Origin of the sequence: Chryseobacterium sp. RLHN22 (genome assembly GCF_051011795.1) — a bacterium.
Classification (GTDB): domain Bacteria; phylum Bacteroidota; class Bacteroidia; order Flavobacteriales; family Weeksellaceae; genus Chryseobacterium; species Chryseobacterium zhengzhouense.
The window spans coordinates 58976-77279 of sequence record NZ_JBPCHW010000019.1; the positions used below are offsets into that span (position 1 = coordinate 58976).

18 protein-coding genes are annotated in these 18304 nt (G+C 34.1%); 8 read left to right on the forward strand and 10 right to left on the reverse strand.

Going from position 1 to position 18304, the window contains the following annotated elements; all coding sequences use genetic code 11:
• Positions 1-5: 5 nt before the first annotated feature.
• From ACR1PN_RS16610 to tilS, 6 genes are all read right to left on the reverse strand, one after another.
• The gene (locus ACR1PN_RS16610; RefSeq protein ID WP_433980933.1) at positions 6-788 is read right to left on the reverse strand and encodes an alpha/beta fold hydrolase; all 783 of its coding nucleotides are present in this window, start codon (positions 786-788) and stop codon (positions 6-8) included.
• Positions 789-800: 12 nt separating this feature from the next.
• The gene (locus ACR1PN_RS16615) at positions 801-1331 is read right to left on the reverse strand and encodes a hypothetical protein (RefSeq protein ID WP_433980934.1); all 531 of its coding nucleotides are present in this window, start codon (positions 1329-1331) and stop codon (positions 801-803) included.
• Between the two features lie 63 nt (positions 1332-1394).
• Positions 1395-1910: an ExbD/TolR family protein gene (locus ACR1PN_RS16620; protein WP_433980935.1), complete on the reverse strand. Its 516-nt coding sequence runs from the start codon at positions 1908-1910 to the stop codon at positions 1395-1397.
• Positions 1911-2104: 194 nt separating this feature from the next.
• Positions 2105-3676, reverse strand: a complete 1572-nt coding sequence (locus tag ACR1PN_RS16625) for a T9SS type A sorting domain-containing protein (RefSeq protein ID WP_433980936.1) — start codon at positions 3674-3676, stop codon at positions 2105-2107.
• Positions 3677-3819: 143 nt separating this feature from the next.
• Complete coding sequence (locus ACR1PN_RS16630) at positions 3820-5886, reverse strand: cytochrome c biogenesis protein CcdA (protein ID WP_433980937.1); 2067 nt, start codon at positions 5884-5886, stop codon at positions 3820-3822.
• Between the two features lies 1 nt (position 5887).
• Positions 5888-7216: a tRNA lysidine(34) synthetase TilS gene (tilS, locus tag ACR1PN_RS16635; protein WP_433980938.1), complete on the reverse strand. Its 1329-nt coding sequence runs from the start codon at positions 7214-7216 to the stop codon at positions 5888-5890.
• 83 nt (positions 7217-7299) lie between these two features.
• Here tilS and ACR1PN_RS16640 point away from each other — a divergent pair, with 83 nt between their 5' ends.
• Positions 7300-8133, forward strand: coding sequence for an OmpA family protein (locus ACR1PN_RS16640; RefSeq protein WP_378181065.1), 834 nt, complete (start codon positions 7300-7302; stop codon positions 8131-8133).
• Positions 8134-8192: 59 nt separating this feature from the next.
• Here ACR1PN_RS16640 and ACR1PN_RS16645 read toward each other — a convergent pair whose 3' ends face one another.
• A complete protein-coding gene (locus ACR1PN_RS16645) occupies positions 8193-8342 on the reverse strand; it encodes a hypothetical protein (protein WP_433980939.1) in 150 nt (49 codons plus the stop codon).
• Between the two features lie 154 nt (positions 8343-8496).
• On the opposite strand from ACR1PN_RS16645, the gene ACR1PN_RS16650 reads away from it, so the two are divergent.
• The 5 genes from ACR1PN_RS16650 to ACR1PN_RS16670 all read left to right on the forward strand — a co-directional run bounded on the left by ACR1PN_RS16650 (position 8497) and on the right by ACR1PN_RS16670 (position 12181).
• Positions 8497-9144: an O-methyltransferase gene (locus tag ACR1PN_RS16650; RefSeq protein WP_433980940.1), complete on the forward strand. Its 648-nt coding sequence runs from the start codon at positions 8497-8499 to the stop codon at positions 9142-9144.
• 82 nt (positions 9145-9226) lie between these two features.
• Complete coding sequence (locus ACR1PN_RS16655) at positions 9227-9943, forward strand: NlpC/P60 family protein (RefSeq protein WP_378181059.1); 717 nt, start codon at positions 9227-9229, stop codon at positions 9941-9943.
• Positions 9944-9948: 5 nt separating this feature from the next.
• Positions 9949-10416 carry a DUF1648 domain-containing protein gene (locus tag ACR1PN_RS16660; RefSeq protein ID WP_433980941.1) on the forward strand — a complete coding sequence of 156 codons (468 nt, stop codon included), beginning with the start codon at positions 9949-9951 and terminating at the stop codon, positions 10414-10416.
• 14 nt (positions 10417-10430) lie between these two features.
• Positions 10431-10946, forward strand: a complete 516-nt coding sequence (locus ACR1PN_RS16665; RefSeq protein WP_433980942.1) for a hypothetical protein — start codon at positions 10431-10433, stop codon at positions 10944-10946.
• Complete coding sequence (locus ACR1PN_RS16670) at positions 10946-12181, forward strand: 3-deoxy-D-manno-octulosonic acid transferase (RefSeq protein WP_433980943.1); 1236 nt, start codon at positions 10946-10948, stop codon at positions 12179-12181. Before ACR1PN_RS16665 ends, ACR1PN_RS16670 begins: the two co-directional genes overlap by 1 nt.
• On the opposite strand, the gene ACR1PN_RS16675 is transcribed toward ACR1PN_RS16670, so the two are convergent.
• Genes ACR1PN_RS16675 through ACR1PN_RS16685 form a run of 3 tightly spaced genes read right to left on the reverse strand, consistent with a single transcriptional unit; the run spans position 12173 to position 14560 of the window.
• Positions 12173-12799 (reverse strand): deoxyuridine 5'-triphosphate nucleotidohydrolase, encoded by a 627-nt coding sequence (locus ACR1PN_RS16675; protein ID WP_433980944.1) that lies wholly within the window; start codon positions 12797-12799, stop codon positions 12173-12175. The genes ACR1PN_RS16670 and ACR1PN_RS16675 overlap by 9 nt on opposite strands.
• A complete protein-coding gene (locus ACR1PN_RS16680) occupies positions 12799-13557 on the reverse strand; it encodes a glycosyltransferase family 2 protein (protein WP_433980945.1) in 759 nt (252 codons plus the stop codon). Before ACR1PN_RS16680 ends, ACR1PN_RS16675 begins: the two co-directional genes overlap by 1 nt.
• A gap of 25 nt (positions 13558-13582) precedes the next feature.
• Entirely contained in the window at positions 13583-14560 is a 978-nt protein-coding gene (locus ACR1PN_RS16685) for an acyltransferase family protein (protein WP_433980946.1), read from the reverse strand.
• Positions 14561-14759: 199 nt separating this feature from the next.
• On the opposite strand from ACR1PN_RS16685, the gene ACR1PN_RS16690 reads away from it, so the two are divergent.
• Positions 14760-15227 carry a lipocalin family protein gene (locus tag ACR1PN_RS16690; protein WP_378181038.1) on the forward strand — a complete coding sequence of 156 codons (468 nt, stop codon included), beginning with the start codon at positions 14760-14762 and terminating at the stop codon, positions 15225-15227.
• 187 nt (positions 15228-15414) lie between these two features.
• Positions 15415-18228, forward strand: coding sequence for a leucine--tRNA ligase (gene leuS, locus ACR1PN_RS16695; RefSeq protein ID WP_433980947.1), 2814 nt, complete (start codon positions 15415-15417; stop codon positions 18226-18228).
• Positions 18229-18304: the final 76 nt, after the last annotated feature.

Sequence of the window (18304 nt, forward strand, 5' to 3'; positions counted from 1 at the left end):
GAAAATTAAAGTACCAACTTTTTAGGCAAATGATGTAATAGTTCTGTGTTGATGATTTCTGCACAGATGGAAGGTTTTTCCCAATGACCGTTATGTCCGCAGTCTAAAACGTAAGATTTGATGTTGGTGCGATCTGGAAGATTATTGATCGTAATATCGGTTTTTACGGCATTGTCATGTTTTCCCGCAAGAACTAAAATTTTGCATTCTAAAGTTTCTAAAACATGTTTTTTATCGGTTCTTTCCACCATTCCTTTTACGCAGGCCAAAGCTCCGAGATTGTTGGTAGAAAGGGCAACTTCCAAAGCAGTTTCTATTTTCCCTTCCAAAACGTCTCTTTCATTCGGGTTGAATAAGTTGGGAACTCCGGCTCTTGCATAATGGGCAAAAGCATCTTTTATAATTCTGTAGCTTTTGATGCGCTGTTCTTTTTTCTCGGCATCATCAGGAAAATAGGTTGAAAAAAATAAAGTAAGACTTTTTAAATAGTCAGGGAATTTCTCCGCAAATGCCAATGAAACATAGCCACCCATCGAATGACCCAGCAAATGAATTTTATCTGAATTTTGATGATTCAGAACTTTTTTTACTTCTTCAGCCATTATTTCCATGGTATGAACTTCACCCAGAATATCCGATTGTCCGTGTCCCGGAAGGTCGATTTTTAAAAGTGTAAAATCTTTGGAAAGGTTTTTTTCAAGGTCGCTCCAGATTGAAATGTTTTCCATAAAACCATGAAGCAGAACCAAAGTCTCTTTTCCGTCGCCTTTTTTTTCAAAATTGAGCATAACCTTAATTTTTTAATATTGAATGTCAATATAGTCTACAAATCCTGAACCATTGACCATGTCCTGAAGTCGGTATGTTTTTCCGCCATCTTTAGATGTAAATGTTTTGGTACCTTTTCTTGTGTATGGTTTTCCGTTGTCGTTGGCTGATATTTTTTGCGTAATTTCTCCTGTGAAATTCATATGTTTGGCAGAAACTACCTGCACAAAACCCTTGATGTTTACAGAGTTATTTCCTGATATAATGCTTCCTGAAACATCATAATTATCCCGTTCGCCTTCAATCTTTTTAAAATCTACTGTTCCGTAATATTTTGGCGAACTGTCATTTTGGTAGATGAATTTGTGGCTACCGCTAAAATCTTTGAAACGGTTTACACTGTTTTTAGCTTTAATACTGTCGTTGATTTTTGTTCTTGCTTCATTAATAGAGTCAACAATTTTTGTGCTGTCTGATTTGTTGTCAGTACTTGTTGTTTCTTTTTTTGAACATGAAAAAGTAAGAAGAGCAACTGAGGCTAAAACTAAAATGTTCTTCATCATATTTGAAATTTTTATGCTCAAATTTATATAAAAAAAAGAGCATTATAAAAATGCTCTGAGGTTTTATTTGATTACGTTTTCATAAACTTTCTTTTCCCATGGTTTAATATCGCTGATTCCGTATCGCTCTTTTTTCGAGATTGAAATATTATCCATCATATCAACAAAGTTTTTATAATTGGCATCGTCGGTTGGTTTTACAATGATGGTAAAGATATCCTTATTCGGAGCTTTTTGATAAGCTTCAGAAATAATTTTTGAAACATTCAGGCTATTGTAATCTGTTTCTTTTAAACCTGCTTCTGTCAAATCTTTTTCATTGCTTTGATGATAGAATATTCTGTTGTTTTCACCAATGATAAATGTAATTTGGTTTTTATCTCCAATTTGATTTGTTGGCGGATGGGTGCTTTTCGCAGGCAATCCTAAATCCATTACATTAGGTTTTGAGAAACTTGATGTAAACATAAAAAACATCAGTAATAAAAAATTTAAGTCGACCATCGGAGTCATGTCGATTTTGACGTTTTTCTTTTTTTGTTTTCCTCCGGATTTTTCTTGGGTAATAACTTCAGCCATAATTCAGTTTTTTAAATGTTGAACAAATTTTTAGAATCAGTGAAATTTTAATTCACTTTAAATTGATTCGATGCAAAGTTTATACCTAATTATGGGATTGGTTATAAAAAATTTTATTTCATTAAATATTTTAAATAAAAACCTTACGGTAAGATGAATTGAATAAGGTTTTATGATGTTTTAAGTATGTTGATTTATTTTTTAATAATTAATTTTTCTGAAAAATTATCTTTTTCTGCATTGTTAATCTGAAAAATATACATTCCGTTTGCAAAAGGAGAAGTATCTATGGAGGTGTTTGCTTGAGAATATTTTTTGCTGAAAATTTTTCTTCCTACAACATCAAAAATGGTTACTGTACTTTCTTTCGGAATATGGTTGATGTGGAGAACGTCTTTTGCAGGATTGGGATATATTTGTGGCTTTTCAGGGGTGTTACTCTCGGTTGTTCCTAATGATTCTTTAGATCCACTTAGCTTTACAATCCAAAAATCCAATTGACCATGGTTGCCGGTAACGTCCCCGCTGTCTGGATTTGAATTTGAATACCCTGCCAAAGCCAATCCACCATCTGAGGTCGGAATAATACTATAGGCACCTTCGTTTCCACTCCCGCCATAAGATTTTTGCCATAAAAGGTTTCCAAAATTATCAAGCTTCACCACCCAAAATTGAGTGGAGGCCAATGGCTCACCTTCGGCAACTCCTGTATTGGAAGAGAGATATCCTGCTGCTACATAGCTTCCGTCATGTGTTTGTCTTATTGAATATGCCTGATCATAGGTAACACTTCCCAGAGCATTCTGCCATTGTAGATTTCCTAAAGCATCCAGTTTTATGATCCAAAAATCTCCTTGCCCGTTATTAGAAACTATATTTCCATTTGTTGAAGTTGTGTTGCCCGATACGATATAACCACTGTCTGATGTTTGGGCAATGGAGTAAGCATTATCTTCTCCGGAGCCACCAAAACGCTTTTCCCAAAGAATATTTCCTGTATTCCCGATTTTTACAATCCAAAAGTCTCTTATTCCTATTGTTGTAGTGGAAACATCTCCACTATTTGAAGAGTAGGTGTCGCCAGCTATAATGTAACCTCCGTCAGTCGTTTGCTGGATTTCAAAAGCTCTTTCACTATTAGATCCACCAAGAGATTTTTGCCACTGCAAATTTCCTGAGGAGTCTAATTTTAATATCCAGTAATCAGTTGTGGTTAAGCCATGATTTCCTGTAATATCTCCGTTGCTTGAACTTGAATATCCTGCTACAATATATCCTCCGTCAGTAGTTTGTTTTACGGAGGTTGCGATGTCCTGAGATGTTCCTCCGAAGGTTTTTTGCCATACTATATTTCCCTGCGAATTCAGTTTTACAATCCAGTAATCAGCATATCCTTTGTTCAGGGTAATATCTCCATCGGTAGAATTTGTAAATCCTGCGACAACATATCCTCCGTCTGAAGTAGTACAGATTGAATTTGCCTGATCATCTCCAGATCCACCAAGGGACCTTTGCCACTGAAAAGTTCCTGAAGCATTCATTTTCACTATCCAAAAATCATTATCTCCATGATTTATGATTGCGTTTCCATCGGAAGAATTTGAAAATCCGGCAGAGATATATCCTCCGTCCGGGGTTTGTACAATAGATTTGGCAGTTTCGTTATTTGACCCACCAAAAGATTTTTGCCATTGAATAGTGGGAATTTGTGATTTAGCAACAGATGAAAGTAATAAAATTAAAAGAATAGATTTAAAATATTTCATAAGTGTTTGTATTGTAGTTGGTTATTCAAAATTAAATAAATTTATTCATATTTTAATGAATAATTAATAAACTTGAATAGAACCAATTAAAAAACAAAAAACTCATACTTTTCAGCATGAGTTTTAAATATATTTTTAAATTTTTATTTATTATTCTTAAAATAGTTTACGCCACACTCCAAGAATTTTTTAAATTTCTCTTTTTCCATATATCCGGAAACGGGAGTATTAATCACTTTTCCATCCGGAGTTAAAAGAACATAGTGTGGCTGCGAATTATTATTAAAATTAGCAGTCTGGAATAAACTCCATCGGTCACCAATTGTTTTTACTTTTTTTACTTGTCCGTCTCCCAAATCAATTTTTGTTTTTTGGTCTTCAGGAAGTTCTTCTTTGTCGTCTACGTAAAGCGAAGCAAGAACAACATCGTTCTGCAGGATGGGTAAAATATCTGGTTCGCTCCAGACAAATTCTTCCATTTTACGGCAGTTTTCACAACCGTATCCTGTGAAATCTATTAAGATGGGTTTGTTCTCTTTTTTAGCCAATTCGATCGCATTGAAAAAGTCATGTTCAGGATGCATTCCTAAAATTCCATCTTTTTCGTCATGGAAATAACTTACATTTAGTGGAGGTAAAATTCCGCTCAATAATTGCAGTTTTGGTCTTTCAGCAGGAATTAATCCCTGAATTAAATAAACAACAAAACCAATTCCTAAAACACCAATAATTTTTCTTGTGATAGAAATTTTCGGTTTTTTATCGTCATGCGGAAATCGTATTAATCCGAATAAATAAATAACCAATCCAATCGCAACGATAATCCAGATGGCGATGAATAGTTCTCTTTTAATCAAGAATGTTTTAGAAACCAAATCTGCTTTTGATAAGAATTTTAAAGCCAAAGCCAATTCCACAAAACCTAAAACTACTTTCACGGTATTCATCCAACCGCCAGATTTGGGAAGGCTTTGTAAAGCTTGAGGAAATAGAGCCAATAATCCGAAAACAATCGCCCAAGCCAATCCGAAACCACCCAAAGCAAATGTCAACAACATCGGAACGTTTGCCGAACCTGTAATGGCGCTTCCTAGTAAACTACCTAAAATTGGACCTGTACAAGAGAATGAAACAATTACCAAAGTCAAAGCCATGAAGAAAATACCAATCATTCCGCCTGCTTCTTCAGCTTTTGAAGATTTGTTGGCAATCGAGCTTGGCAATGTAATGTCGTAATATCCAAAGAAACTTCCTGCGAAGAAAATAAAGATGATAAAGAATACAATATTCAGCCAAACGTTGGTTGAAATTTCATTAAAAATATTTCCTGCAATTCCATCAATTAAATGGAAAGGAAGACTTAATAAAACAAAAATCAAAAGAATAAAAAATCCATAAACTAAAGCATCTCTTTTTCCTTTTGCGGGATTTTTATTTCCTTTAGTAAAGAAAGAAACCGTTAACGGGATCATCGGGAAAACGCATGGAGTCAGTAAAGCAATTAAACCTCCAAGGAAACCCAATAAAAGATACGTCCAATAATTTTCGTCGATTTTTGATGAACCTGTTCCGCAATCTGTCAAAGGTTTTGCAATATCAATAGAAGCAATTTTTAACTGTTTCGGGTCAAGCTTTGAAGATTCTGTAACGGTAATCTCTCCTTTTTCCGGATTTTCAGCCACAGTTTCTACAGTTTTTACAGAGTCTTTTGCGGGTTCTGTTTTTTCATCGGTAGCTGTTTCTGCAGCTCCGGTTGGAGTAACTGTTTTGTTAAACTCTAAAGTATTCGGAGCAAGACAAACCCGGTCATCACAAGTTTGGTAGGTGATTTCGGCAACAACATCTCCAGGTTTTGTAGGATCTTTTAATTTAAATTTTTGCTTAAAACCGGCAGAATTTGAGTAATAAATAATCGTTCCGCCAAAAGCTTCAGAAAATTCTTCATGCTTTTTTCCGATTTCCTGAAATTTCCCTATCAGTTCGATGTTTTTTCCGGAAACTACATATTCTGTCGGAATTCCAGTGTCTTCCGGAATGTCTCTTGAGTAAATGTGCCATCCGCTTTCAAGCGTTGCATTCAGCACCGCTTCGTACTGATTATTACCAAGGTCGTTGACGGCGAATTTGAATTTTACGGGATTTTTGATTTGTGCATTGATTCCTGTTGCCAAAAACAAAAGAATCAGTAAAAACCAGTTTTTAAATTTCATTTTACTTTCGATTAAAAATTGCGAGAACTTTTTGGGTTTTCTCATCTTTTGCATATCGTCTGTCTTGTCTGAACGGAATAATGCCTAAAACATAATCGTTTGCATCTGCAAGAAGCCAGATTTTTTGCTTCGCTAAAATAGACAATTTTTCGTCCCTGAAAAACTTAGAAACTTTCTTTTTCCCTGAAAAACCGATAGGGTAGAATAAGTCACCTTCATTTTTGGTGCGAAGTTTCAGCGGATAAGCAAGTTTTTCGGCATCGAATTCCCAATTGAAGTCTTTATTGATTTCTTCGATGATCTCAATATACTGCGAAATGTCGATGCTAAAGTGTTTTTGATGCAGTTCTGTGGTATTAGTTAAAATGATTTCTTCCTGAATTTCAATATCTGAATTTAATTCAATGAAAATCAATTTGTTTCTGTTGATAATTAATTTATATTCTTTTGAATAAAATATACTTCCGGTTTCAGTAATGAAGATTTTCTGAATTTCTTCAGGCCGATTAAAACCATATTTTTTTAAAATTTCAAACTGAATAAACTCAGTTTCCTGACTTAGTTTTTCTTTATTTAAAATAATGTTTTCTTCAGATTTTATTGAAATATTTTTTTCAATCTTTTCGATTTGTTGATGTACAAAATCTTTGGTTTGATTTAAATACAAAATGCTTTTTCTGAAATTTTCCAAAAACTGTTCGTTGGTCTCCGAAAGTTTCGGGACGATTTCATTTCTGATTTTATTTCTCAGGTAATCATTTTTTTTATTGGAAAGATCCTCACGGAAATCAATTTTGTTTTCCTCTGCAAATCTGTAAATTTCTTCTTTTGAAAAATTTAGTAAAGGTCGAAGAATATTGTTTTCATTTGCCGGAATTCCGCTTAAACCATTTATTCCGGAAGCTTTTGAAAGATTGATGATGAAAGTTTCCAATTGGTCATTCAGATGATGCGCTGTAACGAGAAAATCTAAATTTTCCTTTTCCTGAATTTCTCTGAAGAACTTATAACGAATGTCCCTTGCCCAAAGCTGAATGGAGTTGTCTGGTTTTTTATCTTTCTCCGAAACTTTATATAAATGAAATTTAATATCATTCTTTCTGCAAAAATTTTCCACCACTTTTTGATCAGAATCAGAATCTTTATCACGAAGTTTATAATTAATGTGCGCAACCTGAAATTGGTATCCTGAACCACGTAATTCATTAAACAGATGCATCAAGACCATAGAATCTGCGCCGCCGCTTACCGCTAAAAGATAAGTTTGGTTTTCAGATAACTTAATAAGATTTTGAAGTTGTTTTTCGAAAGCGGATCTTGAAAGCTTCATGCTTAGAATTTCTTTTGTACAAAGATAAACCTTATTATTAAAATGAATTTTGTTACCTTTGAAATCGTTTAAAAAGTTTATTTATGAAGATTTTTAAAATTTTAATGGCTTCGGCAGTGGTGTTGGGAATGACATCTTGCGTAAGTAAAAAACAGTATGATGCTCTTAGTGGCAACTACAAACAGTGTATCGAAAATATCGGTGAGAGACAACGCGAAATTCAGGATCTGAAAGGACAGAACTCTACATTGATGGCAGAAAATAACTTATTAAAAAGTCAGCACGATGCTTTGAAATCGTCTTTGGATGCTTGTCTTTCAAATACCGGAAAAAGCTCTGCTAATATTGATAAATTGGTGGGTGAGATCAATGCGTCAAACTCTTATATCAAGCAGCTTATTTCAGCAAATGCTAAAAACGACAGTTTAAATTTAGCTTTATCAAATAAACTGAAAAGATCTCTTGATAATGTAACGGATGATGATGTTCAGGTAAAAGTTCTTAAAGGTGTTGTTATGATTTCATTATCAGATAAAATGCTTTATAAGACAGGAGATTATAACGTTTTGCCGGCGGCTCAGGAAGTTTTGGGGAAAGTAGCAAAAGTAATTAACGATTACGACAAATATTCTGTACTGATCGAAGGTAACACAGATAATGCACCTTTGAACTCTTCAAATCTTCCGAAAGACAACTGGGATCTTTCTGCATTGAGAGGTACAGCGGTAGCGAAAGTTTTACAGGCGCAGTTCGGAGTTGATCCTTCAAGAATTACTGCGGGTGGACGTTCTGAATACAATCCGAAAGCTACAAATATGAGTGTTTCCGGAAGAGCAGAAAACAGAAGAACTGAAATTATCATCATGCCTAAGCTGGATGAATTCATGAAATTGATGGACATCAAAGAAAAGAAATAAGAATTTAGATCTTTAAATATAAAATTCCGATAAGCAATTATCGGAATTTTTTTGTGTTTTTAGACTACATCTTCTTTTTTTAAGAGTTGTATAATCTGTTTTAAAAGTTGACTGCGTTTACTGGTTCGGGTTGTGCTTGTTGCATAAGGAGAAGTTTTTGTGTTTTTTTGGTTTCCTTTTGCAACGGATAAATTTATTTTTGTTTCCATATAGTATTTACCTCGATTTTCTTAAAGCAGTGATGCAAAGGTAATCGGGGGTGATGATGTAGACAATCCGTGTTTTTACGGTAATTTTTATGCGTGCTTTAAATTTCGGACAGCACACGATTTATTTTAATTAAATTTGAACAAATAAAAAATAATGAGCTTTTTTGAAGAAAAAAATCCTGAAATGGACAGGTATTTAGAAAATCATGCCTCATCTGAGCCTGAAATTCTTAAAAAACTGAGAAGGGAAACTTTTCAGAAAACAACTCAACCACACATGATTTCCGGTTATCAGCAGGGAAGGCTTTTAACCATAGTTTCTCAAATGATCCAACCAAAAAATGTTTTGGAAATTGGAACGTTTACCGGATATGCAACACTCTGTTTAGCAGAAGGCCTTTCTTCGGAAGGAAAAATTATAACACTTGATGTAAATGAAGATCTAGCCTATCTGCCAAGAAAATATTTTTCTGAAAGCAAATATTCAGAACAAATTGATTTTAAAATTCAGGATGCAAAGGAATTTTTGAGAAACACGGATGAGATTTTTGATCTGGTTTTCATTGATGCGGATAAAGAAAATTATGCAGAATATTTCAGATTGATTAAACCTAAAACAAAATCGGGTTCTGTCGTAATGTTTGATAATGTTTTATGGTACGGAAAAGTTTTAGACGAAAATCCAAAGCAAAAATCCACTCAGGTTATTAAAGAGCTTAATGATTTGGTGGCAAAAGATGAAGATTTTGAAAATCTTATTTTACCTTTGCGGGACGGAGTGAATTTTCTGAGAAGGAAATAATTTGAGGTTGATTTTAAGGTCAAGATTTTACACAGTAATTTTTCTCAGCCTTTGTCTCAACCTTAATCTTAATAAAATATAAATGAATAAAGGAATTTGTATCGTTACCGTGGCACCTGTTCGTGCTGAAAATTCAGATAAAGCAGAAATCGTTACCGAAATTTTGTTCGGTGAAAGTGCGGATATTTTGGAGGTGAATAAAAACTGGACCAAAATAAAAATGCATTACGATGGGTACGAAGGCTGGATGGATACCAAACAGATTAAACCGGTAAGCGACGAATATCTTGCCAACAGAAAAGTAACTTTGATTACGGAAGATTTTTCGTCTGTAATGACCAATGACGGGAAAACACTTTTGTCAATGGGTTCTGAAGTTGAATTTCCTGCTGTTGCTTCAAGACGCAGTCATGATCTTAGAGAAAGTATCGCTTTGACGGCAAAAGAATTTTTGAATATTCCTTATTTGTGGGGTGGGAAAAGTTTTTTTGCAGTAGACTGTTCGGGTTTTGTGCAGCTGGTTTATAAAATTCATCATGTGAAAATGCCTCGAGATACCTATCAACAGGCAGAAGTAGGAGAGGCGTTGACTTTTGTAGAAGAAAGCCAACCCGGAGATTTAGCTTTTTTCGAAAATTCTGAAGGAAAAATTATTCATGTCGGAATTATGCTTGAAAACCAAAAAATCATTCATGCTTCAGGAAAAGTAAGAATCGATACGCTTGATTCCAGCGGAATTTTCAATAAAGAAATGAATAAACATACTCATAAACTAAGAGTCATTAAAAGCATTCTTTAAATTTTATGGGAAGTGTAATTTTTACTGTTTTGGATGTTCTGAATTTTCTGTTGATTCTGCTTCTGTGGATCTACACTTTAAGAACATATAAAAAACTTCCCGAGAAAATTCCTACCCACTTTGATTTTGAAGGTAAGCCGGATCATTTTGGGAAGAAAAGATTTGCTTTCTTGTTGCCTATTTTATCAGCAATCTTCTATGTTGCTTTCTTTTTTATCGCTAAAAATCCGGAAACAGGTAATTTTCCTGTAGAAATTACTGACAATAATTCATCGGTGCAGTTTTTCATCATGATTCTTCTGATGAAATGGCTTTTGTGCCTTGTCCTGTTGTTATTTTTAAATATTCAGGATTATACATTCCGTTATAGCTTTAATGCAGATTCTAAAGCAAGAGTTCATATTTTGATATTTATACCTTTTATTTTTATAAGTGTAATGGCTGCAATTATTGCGGCGTATATTTACAGGTAATTTTTAAACTAGACATGAAAACCACAAGAACATTAGCTCAAATTTCAAATTCAAAAGGTTTCCAGCTTTCAGAGATTTTGGTAAGTTGGCCATATTACACCGAGGAAACGGTGATTTTGGCGTATTCTGAAATTAAAAGAAGAGGAATTCAGATTAATGAAGAAATAGAAAAACTGATTACAGCATTTTGTGAAGCTCAGGGAAAACCTATTTCACAGCTCGAGTTTGAGTTGTTTGAAAGCAAAAATGTTGCAAACTATCAGGAATATTTTAATTCTCAGCCCCAGTATTCTGAAACGATGAATGAGGAAAGCAAAAAGCTGGAAAAATTAAGACGTGAACAGGCTTTCCAGAGAGAGGTTTTTGAGAAAAAGCAGGCGAATAAAGATGTGCTTTATGGCGGTCTTTGGTTTGTTGGGGGTCTTGCCGTTACCTTAGTTTCTGTTGCAAGCGGAAAAGGCGGCTTTATTGCTTACGGAGCTGTAATTTTTGGTGGAATTCAGTTTTTTAAAGGTTTAATGAAAAGTTAATGGCTTTTTTATACTCCATATTTGTCAGTCTGCTTGTTTTCGGAATGAGAGTCTTTTCATTGTTTCATGATAAAACGAAGAAAGGTGTTGAAGGAAGAAAACAATCTTTATCGATTGTAAAATCTGCATTTTCAAAATCTGATAAGGTTTTGTGGATGCACGCTGCAAGTCTTGGAGAATACGAACAGGGGCTTCCTGTTTTAGATAAGCTAAAAGAAAATTTTCCGAATCACAAGATCCTGATTACTTTTTTTTCGCCTTCAGGTTATGAAAATGTCATCAAGAAAAAACATATTGCAGATGCGGTTTGCTATCTCCCTTTTGATAAAAAAAGTTCCCTAAAAGAATTTGTTTCCCAGTTTGAATGCGAATTGTTTTTCACGGTAAAATACGATTACTGGTATCACCTTCTCGCTGAACTCAAGTCCCGGAATGTGAAAACTTTTGTGATTTCAGCATTGTTTTATGAAAGTCAGTCTTTTTTCACAACTTACGGAAAATGGTTTGTCGGACAATTGAAAAAAAATATTACTTGGTTTTTTCATCAGACGCAGCATTCTTATGTTTTGGCTAAAAGTATTGGTCTACTAAATTCTTCGGTAACGGGAGATACAAGATTTGACAGGGTAAAGCAATTAAAGCTTCGAGATAATCATGTTGATTTCGTTCAGGAATTTATCGATGGAAGAAAAGTAATTGTATTTGGAAGTTCGTGGCAGGCTGAAGAAAAAATTGCAAAAATAATTTCCGAAAATTATTCTGATTTAAAAATAATCATTGCTCCACACGATTTAAAAAGAGTGGAATATTTACAAGAAATTTTTCCAGATTCTATTTTGTATAGTGAATTACCAATAACCAACAACCAACAACCAACAACCAATATTTTAATCATTAACAATATCGGACTTCTTTCCAGACTTTATTCTTACGCAGATATTGCAGTTGTAGGTGGTGGATTTCATGATGCGGGGCTTCATAATATTCTGGAAGCAGCAACATTTGGTGTTCCTGTAATTTTCGGAAATCATTACAAAAAAAATCCAGAAGCAGATCATCTGATTGCCGCAAATGGAGGAAAATCGTTTGAAGATGAAAATTCTGCAGCCAGATTTGTTATAAGCTTGATGGAAGATGAAAAGCTGTTAAATGATATGTCTGAAAATGCAGCCGGATTTGTTGAAAAACAGCCGAATTCTACCAAATTGATTATTGGTAAGATCTTGTCACTTTAAAAATCCCTGACTTTTAATATCCTTAATAATCAGGTCAAAATGATCCGGGATCCTTTCGACATTAAACCAATTAAAATCGATTCCATTATTAATGAAAAGTTTTTCGAGATAAATATTGTTGGTTACTTTTTCATATACGGTTGAAAGAAGTTGGTCGATTTCCATCCAATAATCTTCGTCTAGTTTCTTAGTTAAAGCTAAAGCCTTTACAATTTTATTAATAATATAAAGGTAAAGTTTATAAATGTCATTGAATCTCTGTCTGCTCAGTTTATCGTTGTATTTTAAAATCTGATTAATTAAAAATAAATTCAAAGAAACATCGCCAAATTTATCGGTGGTTACCTTTACGTGTTCTGTTATTTCAGCGCTTATTTTACGGATAAGTACAATGAAATATTTTTGATTACTGATGTATTTGGCGGCATATTCTACTTTTTCTTTTACAATTTCTTCCATCTGGTCACGTTTCTGATCAGTGGTTTCTTCATCGATTAATTCGAAGTATAATTTTTTAGAAAGAATTTTATCTTTCTTCAGAAGCCTGAAGATTAATCGGTCTTTTTCGATACTTGAAAGCTGGCTTAGTGCTGTTTTAAATTCTTTAGAATATTCCATTAATTAAATATTTTAGAATATTTCATAAATCCGTTCAATGCCCAGTTTGCGGTGTAGTACAGTGATTTTAATGTAGAGAATCCCATAAAATCTTTATATACAAGATATTGATCTTTTATAATGTTTTGTTTTTTTCTGGAAACACTGTTTTCACGCATTCTGTATTTTGCTAATGTTTTTTTTAAGGGATATCCTTTCGGGATTTCTTTCAGTAAATTCAGCCACATCACATGATCTTCACGTTTGCTTTTTACAGGAAAGTAAAATTTTCCGACTCTTTGGGTATCATAAATGGTAGAAACAGGCGCAAGTCTGCAGGTTTTAAGGAGATTAGAAAAAGTTACTATTTTATCGGCTTCAAAATCTTTCAAAGTAGGCTCCATGGTGTGTTCATCACATCTGGAATAGTTGCAATAGGCCAATTCGGCATTTTTTTTCTGCATAAAACTGATCATTTCCTGAAGATATTCAGGATACCAGAGATCATCGGAATCTAAGAATGAAATATATCTTCCCTGAGCTTTCTCAAGGCTTTTATTCCTTGCATTTCCTGCACCTCCGTTTTGCTCCAAAACCTGTAGCTTTATTCTTGGATCATTATATTTTTTGATAATTTCAATAGTATTGTCTTTGGATCGGTCATCAGAAATTAGCCATTCCCAGTTTTCATAAGTCTGATTAAGCACAGATTGTATGGTTTCCTCGATAAATTCGGCGGAATTGTAACATGGTGTGATGATGGAAACTAAGTCTTTCATTCGTGCTGTAAAATTAATATTAAAATTATAAAAATCTTTTTTCATAAAAGTGCCATGAACTGACACCGACCGCGATGACAATCAGCATACACATTACAGCCATCAGATAAGGATTGTAATCTTCAAAAAGACCTAATGTTGTAAACGTTCTGATGATTGGGAAATGAAATATATAAATTCCGTAAGTGAAATCACCATATTTTCCAAAATTATTTAAAAATTTAAATGAATAAGCTATATATAATACAATAATGCCGATCATCATCGGAGAGAATAATTGAATGTTGATCAGTAAATCAATCCAGACCATACAAATGGCAATGATGAAAAGCAGATTTTTGTATTTGATAAATTTTTCAAAATTAAAATAAATCAACATTCCCGGAATGAAATAAGATAAAGTTCCCGGAAGCTGTTTTGCCACAGAAATCTTACCCAAAGACTCAAAATAATTAAGATAAGCAAGCGATAAAAAATAAAGTATAATTAAACTGCTGTTTCTGTATTTGTTATTCTTTCCAAAAAGTAAAAACAATAACGGAACACAAAAATAATAACACATCTCAATTTTAAGTGTCCAAAGAGCTCCGTTTACCGCTTGATTTCCAAAAACTCCGGGAAGCCAGGGTGCTTTAAAATTTAAAAATAAGGAATTCCACAACAGATATTTGTAAACCTGGGCGTTGGTAAAATAGTCTGAAAAAGAATAAGTGCTTACTAAACTCAGCAATATCGCACATAGAAAAATGACCAGTAAATAAGCAGGAACAATCCTTTTTATTCTCTTCTTTAAATAACTTTTCAGGCTTGAAGATCTTTCGTAGCTTCTTGCAATCAAAAAACCACTCACAACAAAAAATCCGAAAACTGCAATTTCAACAGGGCTATGTTCAAGGAATTTAAGTTCTGCAGAAGCACTTAAAGCTCCTAAATGTCCTAAGAAAACAATAAAAGCCAATAGAACGCGGAGGAAGTCAAAATTATTTTTCGTGATGTCTTGCATTAGTCGTGTTTTGTGCAAAAATAGTTTTTTTTACAGAATACGATCTATTCCGCCTGTTGAATATTTGTTAAATCAACGTCATTTAAAGCATTTGCAAAGACAAAAAGATACGATATAATAATTTTTTATAATATTTCTTCAAAAAATATGTTTAATAATATAAATAAATCATAATTTTAAGCCTTGAAAAATTTGATCTATGAAGAAATTAGCATTATTTGCAGGATTATCATTATTAGCTTTTACAGGGTGTAACGACGATGACGCTCCGGAACAGGTGTTTCCGCTTGTAGGAACCTGGTCTCCAACCAAAGAAGTAATTACTGAAGTGGAACTGGACGGAACAGGAGGATCTGACGAAATTGTTTACACAGATTGCCAGAAAGAATCAAGATGGGTTTTTAATGAAAATCTTTCCGGAAAAAGAACCAATAAAGATATGGCTGGATCAACTCCAACATGCAGTACGATTTCGGAACGTAATTTTTCTTACGTTTATAATGCTTCTGAAAAAAACATTGAGATCAAATATCAGGGAACTGTTGTTGCAGATAAAGGTAAAATAACTTTACTGAATGCTCAGACGATGAACCTTAAAATTGAAGATACAACTGATCCTACAGTTTATAAATCTATAACGTATACTTTCAAAAGAGTTACGCAATAATTGCTAAATATTTTACTTAAATATATAATCTCATCGAAAGATGAGATTTTTTTGTTTATAAGTTTCGCATTATATTTAATTCAAAATTCAATTTCCATTTCTTTTAAATTCATTATTTTTGTGAAAATTAGAATTGGAAGTAAAAAATCTAATATCTAATATCTAACATCTAATATCTATAATTAAAGTGTTTTACGATCATCAGCAGATAGAAAAAAAGTGGCAGAAATACTGGGAAGACAACCAAACGTACAAGACTTCCAATAACACAGACAAACCAAAATTTTATGTTCTCGATATGTTTCCGTATCCTTCCGGAGCAGGACTTCACGTAGGTCACCCGCTTGGATATATTGCTTCCGATATTTATGCGAGATACAAAAGACATCAGGGTTTCAATGTGCTCCACCCGGTTGGTTATGACAGTTTCGGACTTCCTGCTGAGCAGTATGCAATTCAGACAGGGCAACATCCTGCGATTACAACTGAGCAAAACATTACAAGATACGAGGAGCAGCTAAGAAAAATCGGTTTCTCATTCGACTGGAGCAGAGAAGTAAGAACTTCCGATGCTTCTTATTATAAATGGACACAGTGGATTTTCATTGAATTGTTCCATTCTTGGTATAATAAGGATACAAATAAAGCAGAATCTATTTATACTTTAGTTAAGCGTTTTGAAGAAAAAGGAACAGAAGGACTAAATGCCAATCAGAACGATGAATTGAATTTCACCGCAGAAGAATGGAAAGAAGCTTCCGAAATGGATAAGGAAGATATCCTTTTAAATTACCGTTTAGCCTACAGAGCAGAAACAACGGTGAACTGGTGTCCTGCATTGGGAACAGTTTTAGCCAATGATGAAGTAAAAGACGGAAAATCCGAAAGGGGAGGTTTTCCTGTGTTCCAAAAGAAAATGATGCAGTGGAGCATGAGAATTTCGGCTTACTCTGAAAGATTATTACAAGGTTTAAAAACTTTGGACTGGCCACAACCTTTGAAAGATTCTCAGGAATACTGGATCGGAAAATCTCAGGGGGCACAGGTGAAATTCAATGTTGATGGTCATGACGAAATTGTTGAGGTTTTCACGACAAGGCCAGACACCATCTTTGGAGCCACTTTTATGGTATTGGCTCCGGAAAACCCTTTAGTGGAAACTATTACTACATCAGAACAAAAAGTTGAAGTAGATACTTATATTGAAGAAACTTCCAAAAAAACAGAACGTGATAGAATGTCTGACGTGAAAAACGTTTCAGGTGCTTTCACGGGAAGTTATGCGATCAATCCGTTTAGCAGAGAAAAAATGCCGATCTATATTTCAGATTATGTTTTAATGGGGTATGGAACGGGTGCTGTAATGGCTGTTCCTGCGCATGATGAGCGTGATCACAGATTTGCAAAGAAATTTAATTTAGAAATTAAAAAAGTTGTAGAAACTGACGAAGATGTTCAGGAAGCTTCTTTCGATTCTAAAGATTCGGTTTGCGTGAATTCTGATTTCTTAAATGGATTAAATTATAACGATGCAAAAGCATTAATTATTTCTGCCATTGAAAAGAAAGGAATCGGTCACGGAACAACGAACTACAGACAGCGTGATGCGATTTTCTCAAGACAAAGATATTGGGGAGAACCGGTTCCTATATATTATAAGGATGGAATGCCTTACACGTTGCCGACCTCTGCCTTGCCTTTGGAACTTCCTGAAGTTGAAAAATATTTGCCAACTGAAGATGGAGATCCGCCATTAGGAAATGCAAAAACTTTTGCCTGGGACGAAGCGAACCAAAAAGTTGTTGATACGAATTTAATTGACGAAAAAACGGTTTTTCCGTTAGAATTATCTACAATGCCGGGTTGGGCAGGAAGCTCTTGGTATTTCTTAAGATACATGGATCCGAAAAATGAAGAAGTTTTCACGAACAAAGAACTTTCGGATTATTGGGGACAGGTAGATTTGTATATCGGAGGTAGTGAACACGCAACCGGTCACTTATTGTATTCCCGTTTTTGGAATATGTTCTTAAAAGACAGAGGATATATTAATCATGATGAGCCTTTCCAAAAATTGATTAATCAGGGGATGATTTTGGGGATGAGTGCTTTTGTGTATAGAATTGATGGGACTAATCAATATGTATCTAAAAATTTAGCAAAAGATTATACAACTCAGGCAATCCACGTTGATGTATCTTTATTAAAAGGGACTTCTGATGAGTTAGACACAGAAGCATTCAAAACCTGGAGACCGGATTACGCAGATGCAGAATTTATTTTAGAAGACGGAAAATACATCACAGGCCGTGAAGTAGAAAAAATGTCTAAGTCAAAATACAATGTTGTAAACCCAGATGATATCTGTGAAGAATATGGAGCCGACGGTTTAAGATTATATGAAATGTTCTTAGGTCCGTTGGAGCAATCCAAGCCTTGGAACACACAAGGTCTAAGTGGAGTGTACGGTTTCCTTAAAAAATTCTGGAACCTGTATTTTGACGGGGATACTTTCTCTGTTTCTGACGAAGAGCCAACAAAAGCAGAATATAAAGTTTTACATACCTTAATAAAGAAGGTTGTTTACGACATCGAAAACTTCTCTTTCAATACTTCTGTATCTTCATTTATGATCGCTGTAAATGAATTGCAAAAAATAAAATGTAACAAACGCAATATTTTAGAACCTCTTGCCGTTATCATCTCTCCTTATGCTCCGCACATTTGTGAAGAATTATGGAATAGATTGGGGCATGTCGAGACAATAGAATTTGAAAAATTCCCTGTACTGAACGAGGAATACCTTGTTGAAGACGAAATTTTATATCCTGTAAGTGTAAATGGAAAGATGAAATTCAAAATTTCATTATCTGCACAACTATCTCCAAAGGAAGTTGAAGATTCAGTGCTTCAGGATGACAAAATGGGACAAATTTTGGAAGGAAAAACGCCTAAGAAAATCATAGTTGTGCCTAAAAAAATTGTAAATATTGTGATTTAAAAGAAATTTAACATTGGTAAATTATAAAAAAAACATATCTAATTTTTTTAAATTTTAAATGTATTTTTCAAAATCT

What these genes read in the sequence shown, in the direction of transcription:
- ACR1PN_RS16610 (WP_433980933.1), bottom strand. Translation starts at nt 788, where the DNA reads ATGCTCAATTTTGAAAAAAAAGGCGACGGAAAAGAGACTTTGGTTCTG.
- ACR1PN_RS16615 (WP_433980934.1), bottom strand. Translation starts at nt 1,331, where the DNA reads ATGATGAAGAACATTTTAGTTTTAGCCTCAGTTGCTCTTCTTACTTTT.
- ACR1PN_RS16620 (WP_433980935.1), bottom strand. Translation starts at nt 1,910, where the DNA reads ATGGCTGAAGTTATTACCCAAGAAAAATCCGGAGGAAAACAAAAAAAG.
- ACR1PN_RS16625 (WP_433980936.1), bottom strand. Translation starts at nt 3,676, where the DNA reads ATGAAATATTTTAAATCTATTCTTTTAATTTTATTACTTTCATCTGTT.
- ACR1PN_RS16630 (WP_433980937.1), bottom strand. Translation starts at nt 5,886, where the DNA reads ATGAAATTTAAAAACTGGTTTTTACTGATTCTTTTGTTTTTGGCAACA.
- tilS (WP_433980938.1), bottom strand. Translation starts at nt 7,216, where the DNA reads ATGAAGCTTTCAAGATCCGCTTTCGAAAAACAACTTCAAAATCTTATT.
- ACR1PN_RS16640 (WP_378181065.1), top strand. Translation starts at nt 7,300, where the DNA reads ATGAAGATTTTTAAAATTTTAATGGCTTCGGCAGTGGTGTTGGGAATG.
- ACR1PN_RS16645 (WP_433980939.1), bottom strand. Translation starts at nt 8,342, where the DNA reads ATGGAAACAAAAATAAATTTATCCGTTGCAAAAGGAAACCAAAAAAAC.
- ACR1PN_RS16650 (WP_433980940.1), top strand. Translation starts at nt 8,497, where the DNA reads ATGAGCTTTTTTGAAGAAAAAAATCCTGAAATGGACAGGTATTTAGAA.
- ACR1PN_RS16655 (WP_378181059.1), top strand. Translation starts at nt 9,227, where the DNA reads ATGAATAAAGGAATTTGTATCGTTACCGTGGCACCTGTTCGTGCTGAA.
- ACR1PN_RS16660 (WP_433980941.1), top strand. Translation starts at nt 9,949, where the DNA reads ATGGGAAGTGTAATTTTTACTGTTTTGGATGTTCTGAATTTTCTGTTG.
- ACR1PN_RS16665 (WP_433980942.1), top strand. Translation starts at nt 10,431, where the DNA reads ATGAAAACCACAAGAACATTAGCTCAAATTTCAAATTCAAAAGGTTTC.
- ACR1PN_RS16670 (WP_433980943.1), top strand. Translation starts at nt 10,946, where the DNA reads ATGGCTTTTTTATACTCCATATTTGTCAGTCTGCTTGTTTTCGGAATG.
- ACR1PN_RS16675 (WP_433980944.1), bottom strand. Translation starts at nt 12,799, where the DNA reads ATGGAATATTCTAAAGAATTTAAAACAGCACTAAGCCAGCTTTCAAGT.
- ACR1PN_RS16680 (WP_433980945.1), bottom strand. Translation starts at nt 13,557, where the DNA reads ATGAAAGACTTAGTTTCCATCATCACACCATGTTACAATTCCGCCGAA.
- ACR1PN_RS16685 (WP_433980946.1), bottom strand. Translation starts at nt 14,560, where the DNA reads ATGCAAGACATCACGAAAAATAATTTTGACTTCCTCCGCGTTCTATTG.
- ACR1PN_RS16690 (WP_378181038.1), top strand. Translation starts at nt 14,760, where the DNA reads ATGAAGAAATTAGCATTATTTGCAGGATTATCATTATTAGCTTTTACA.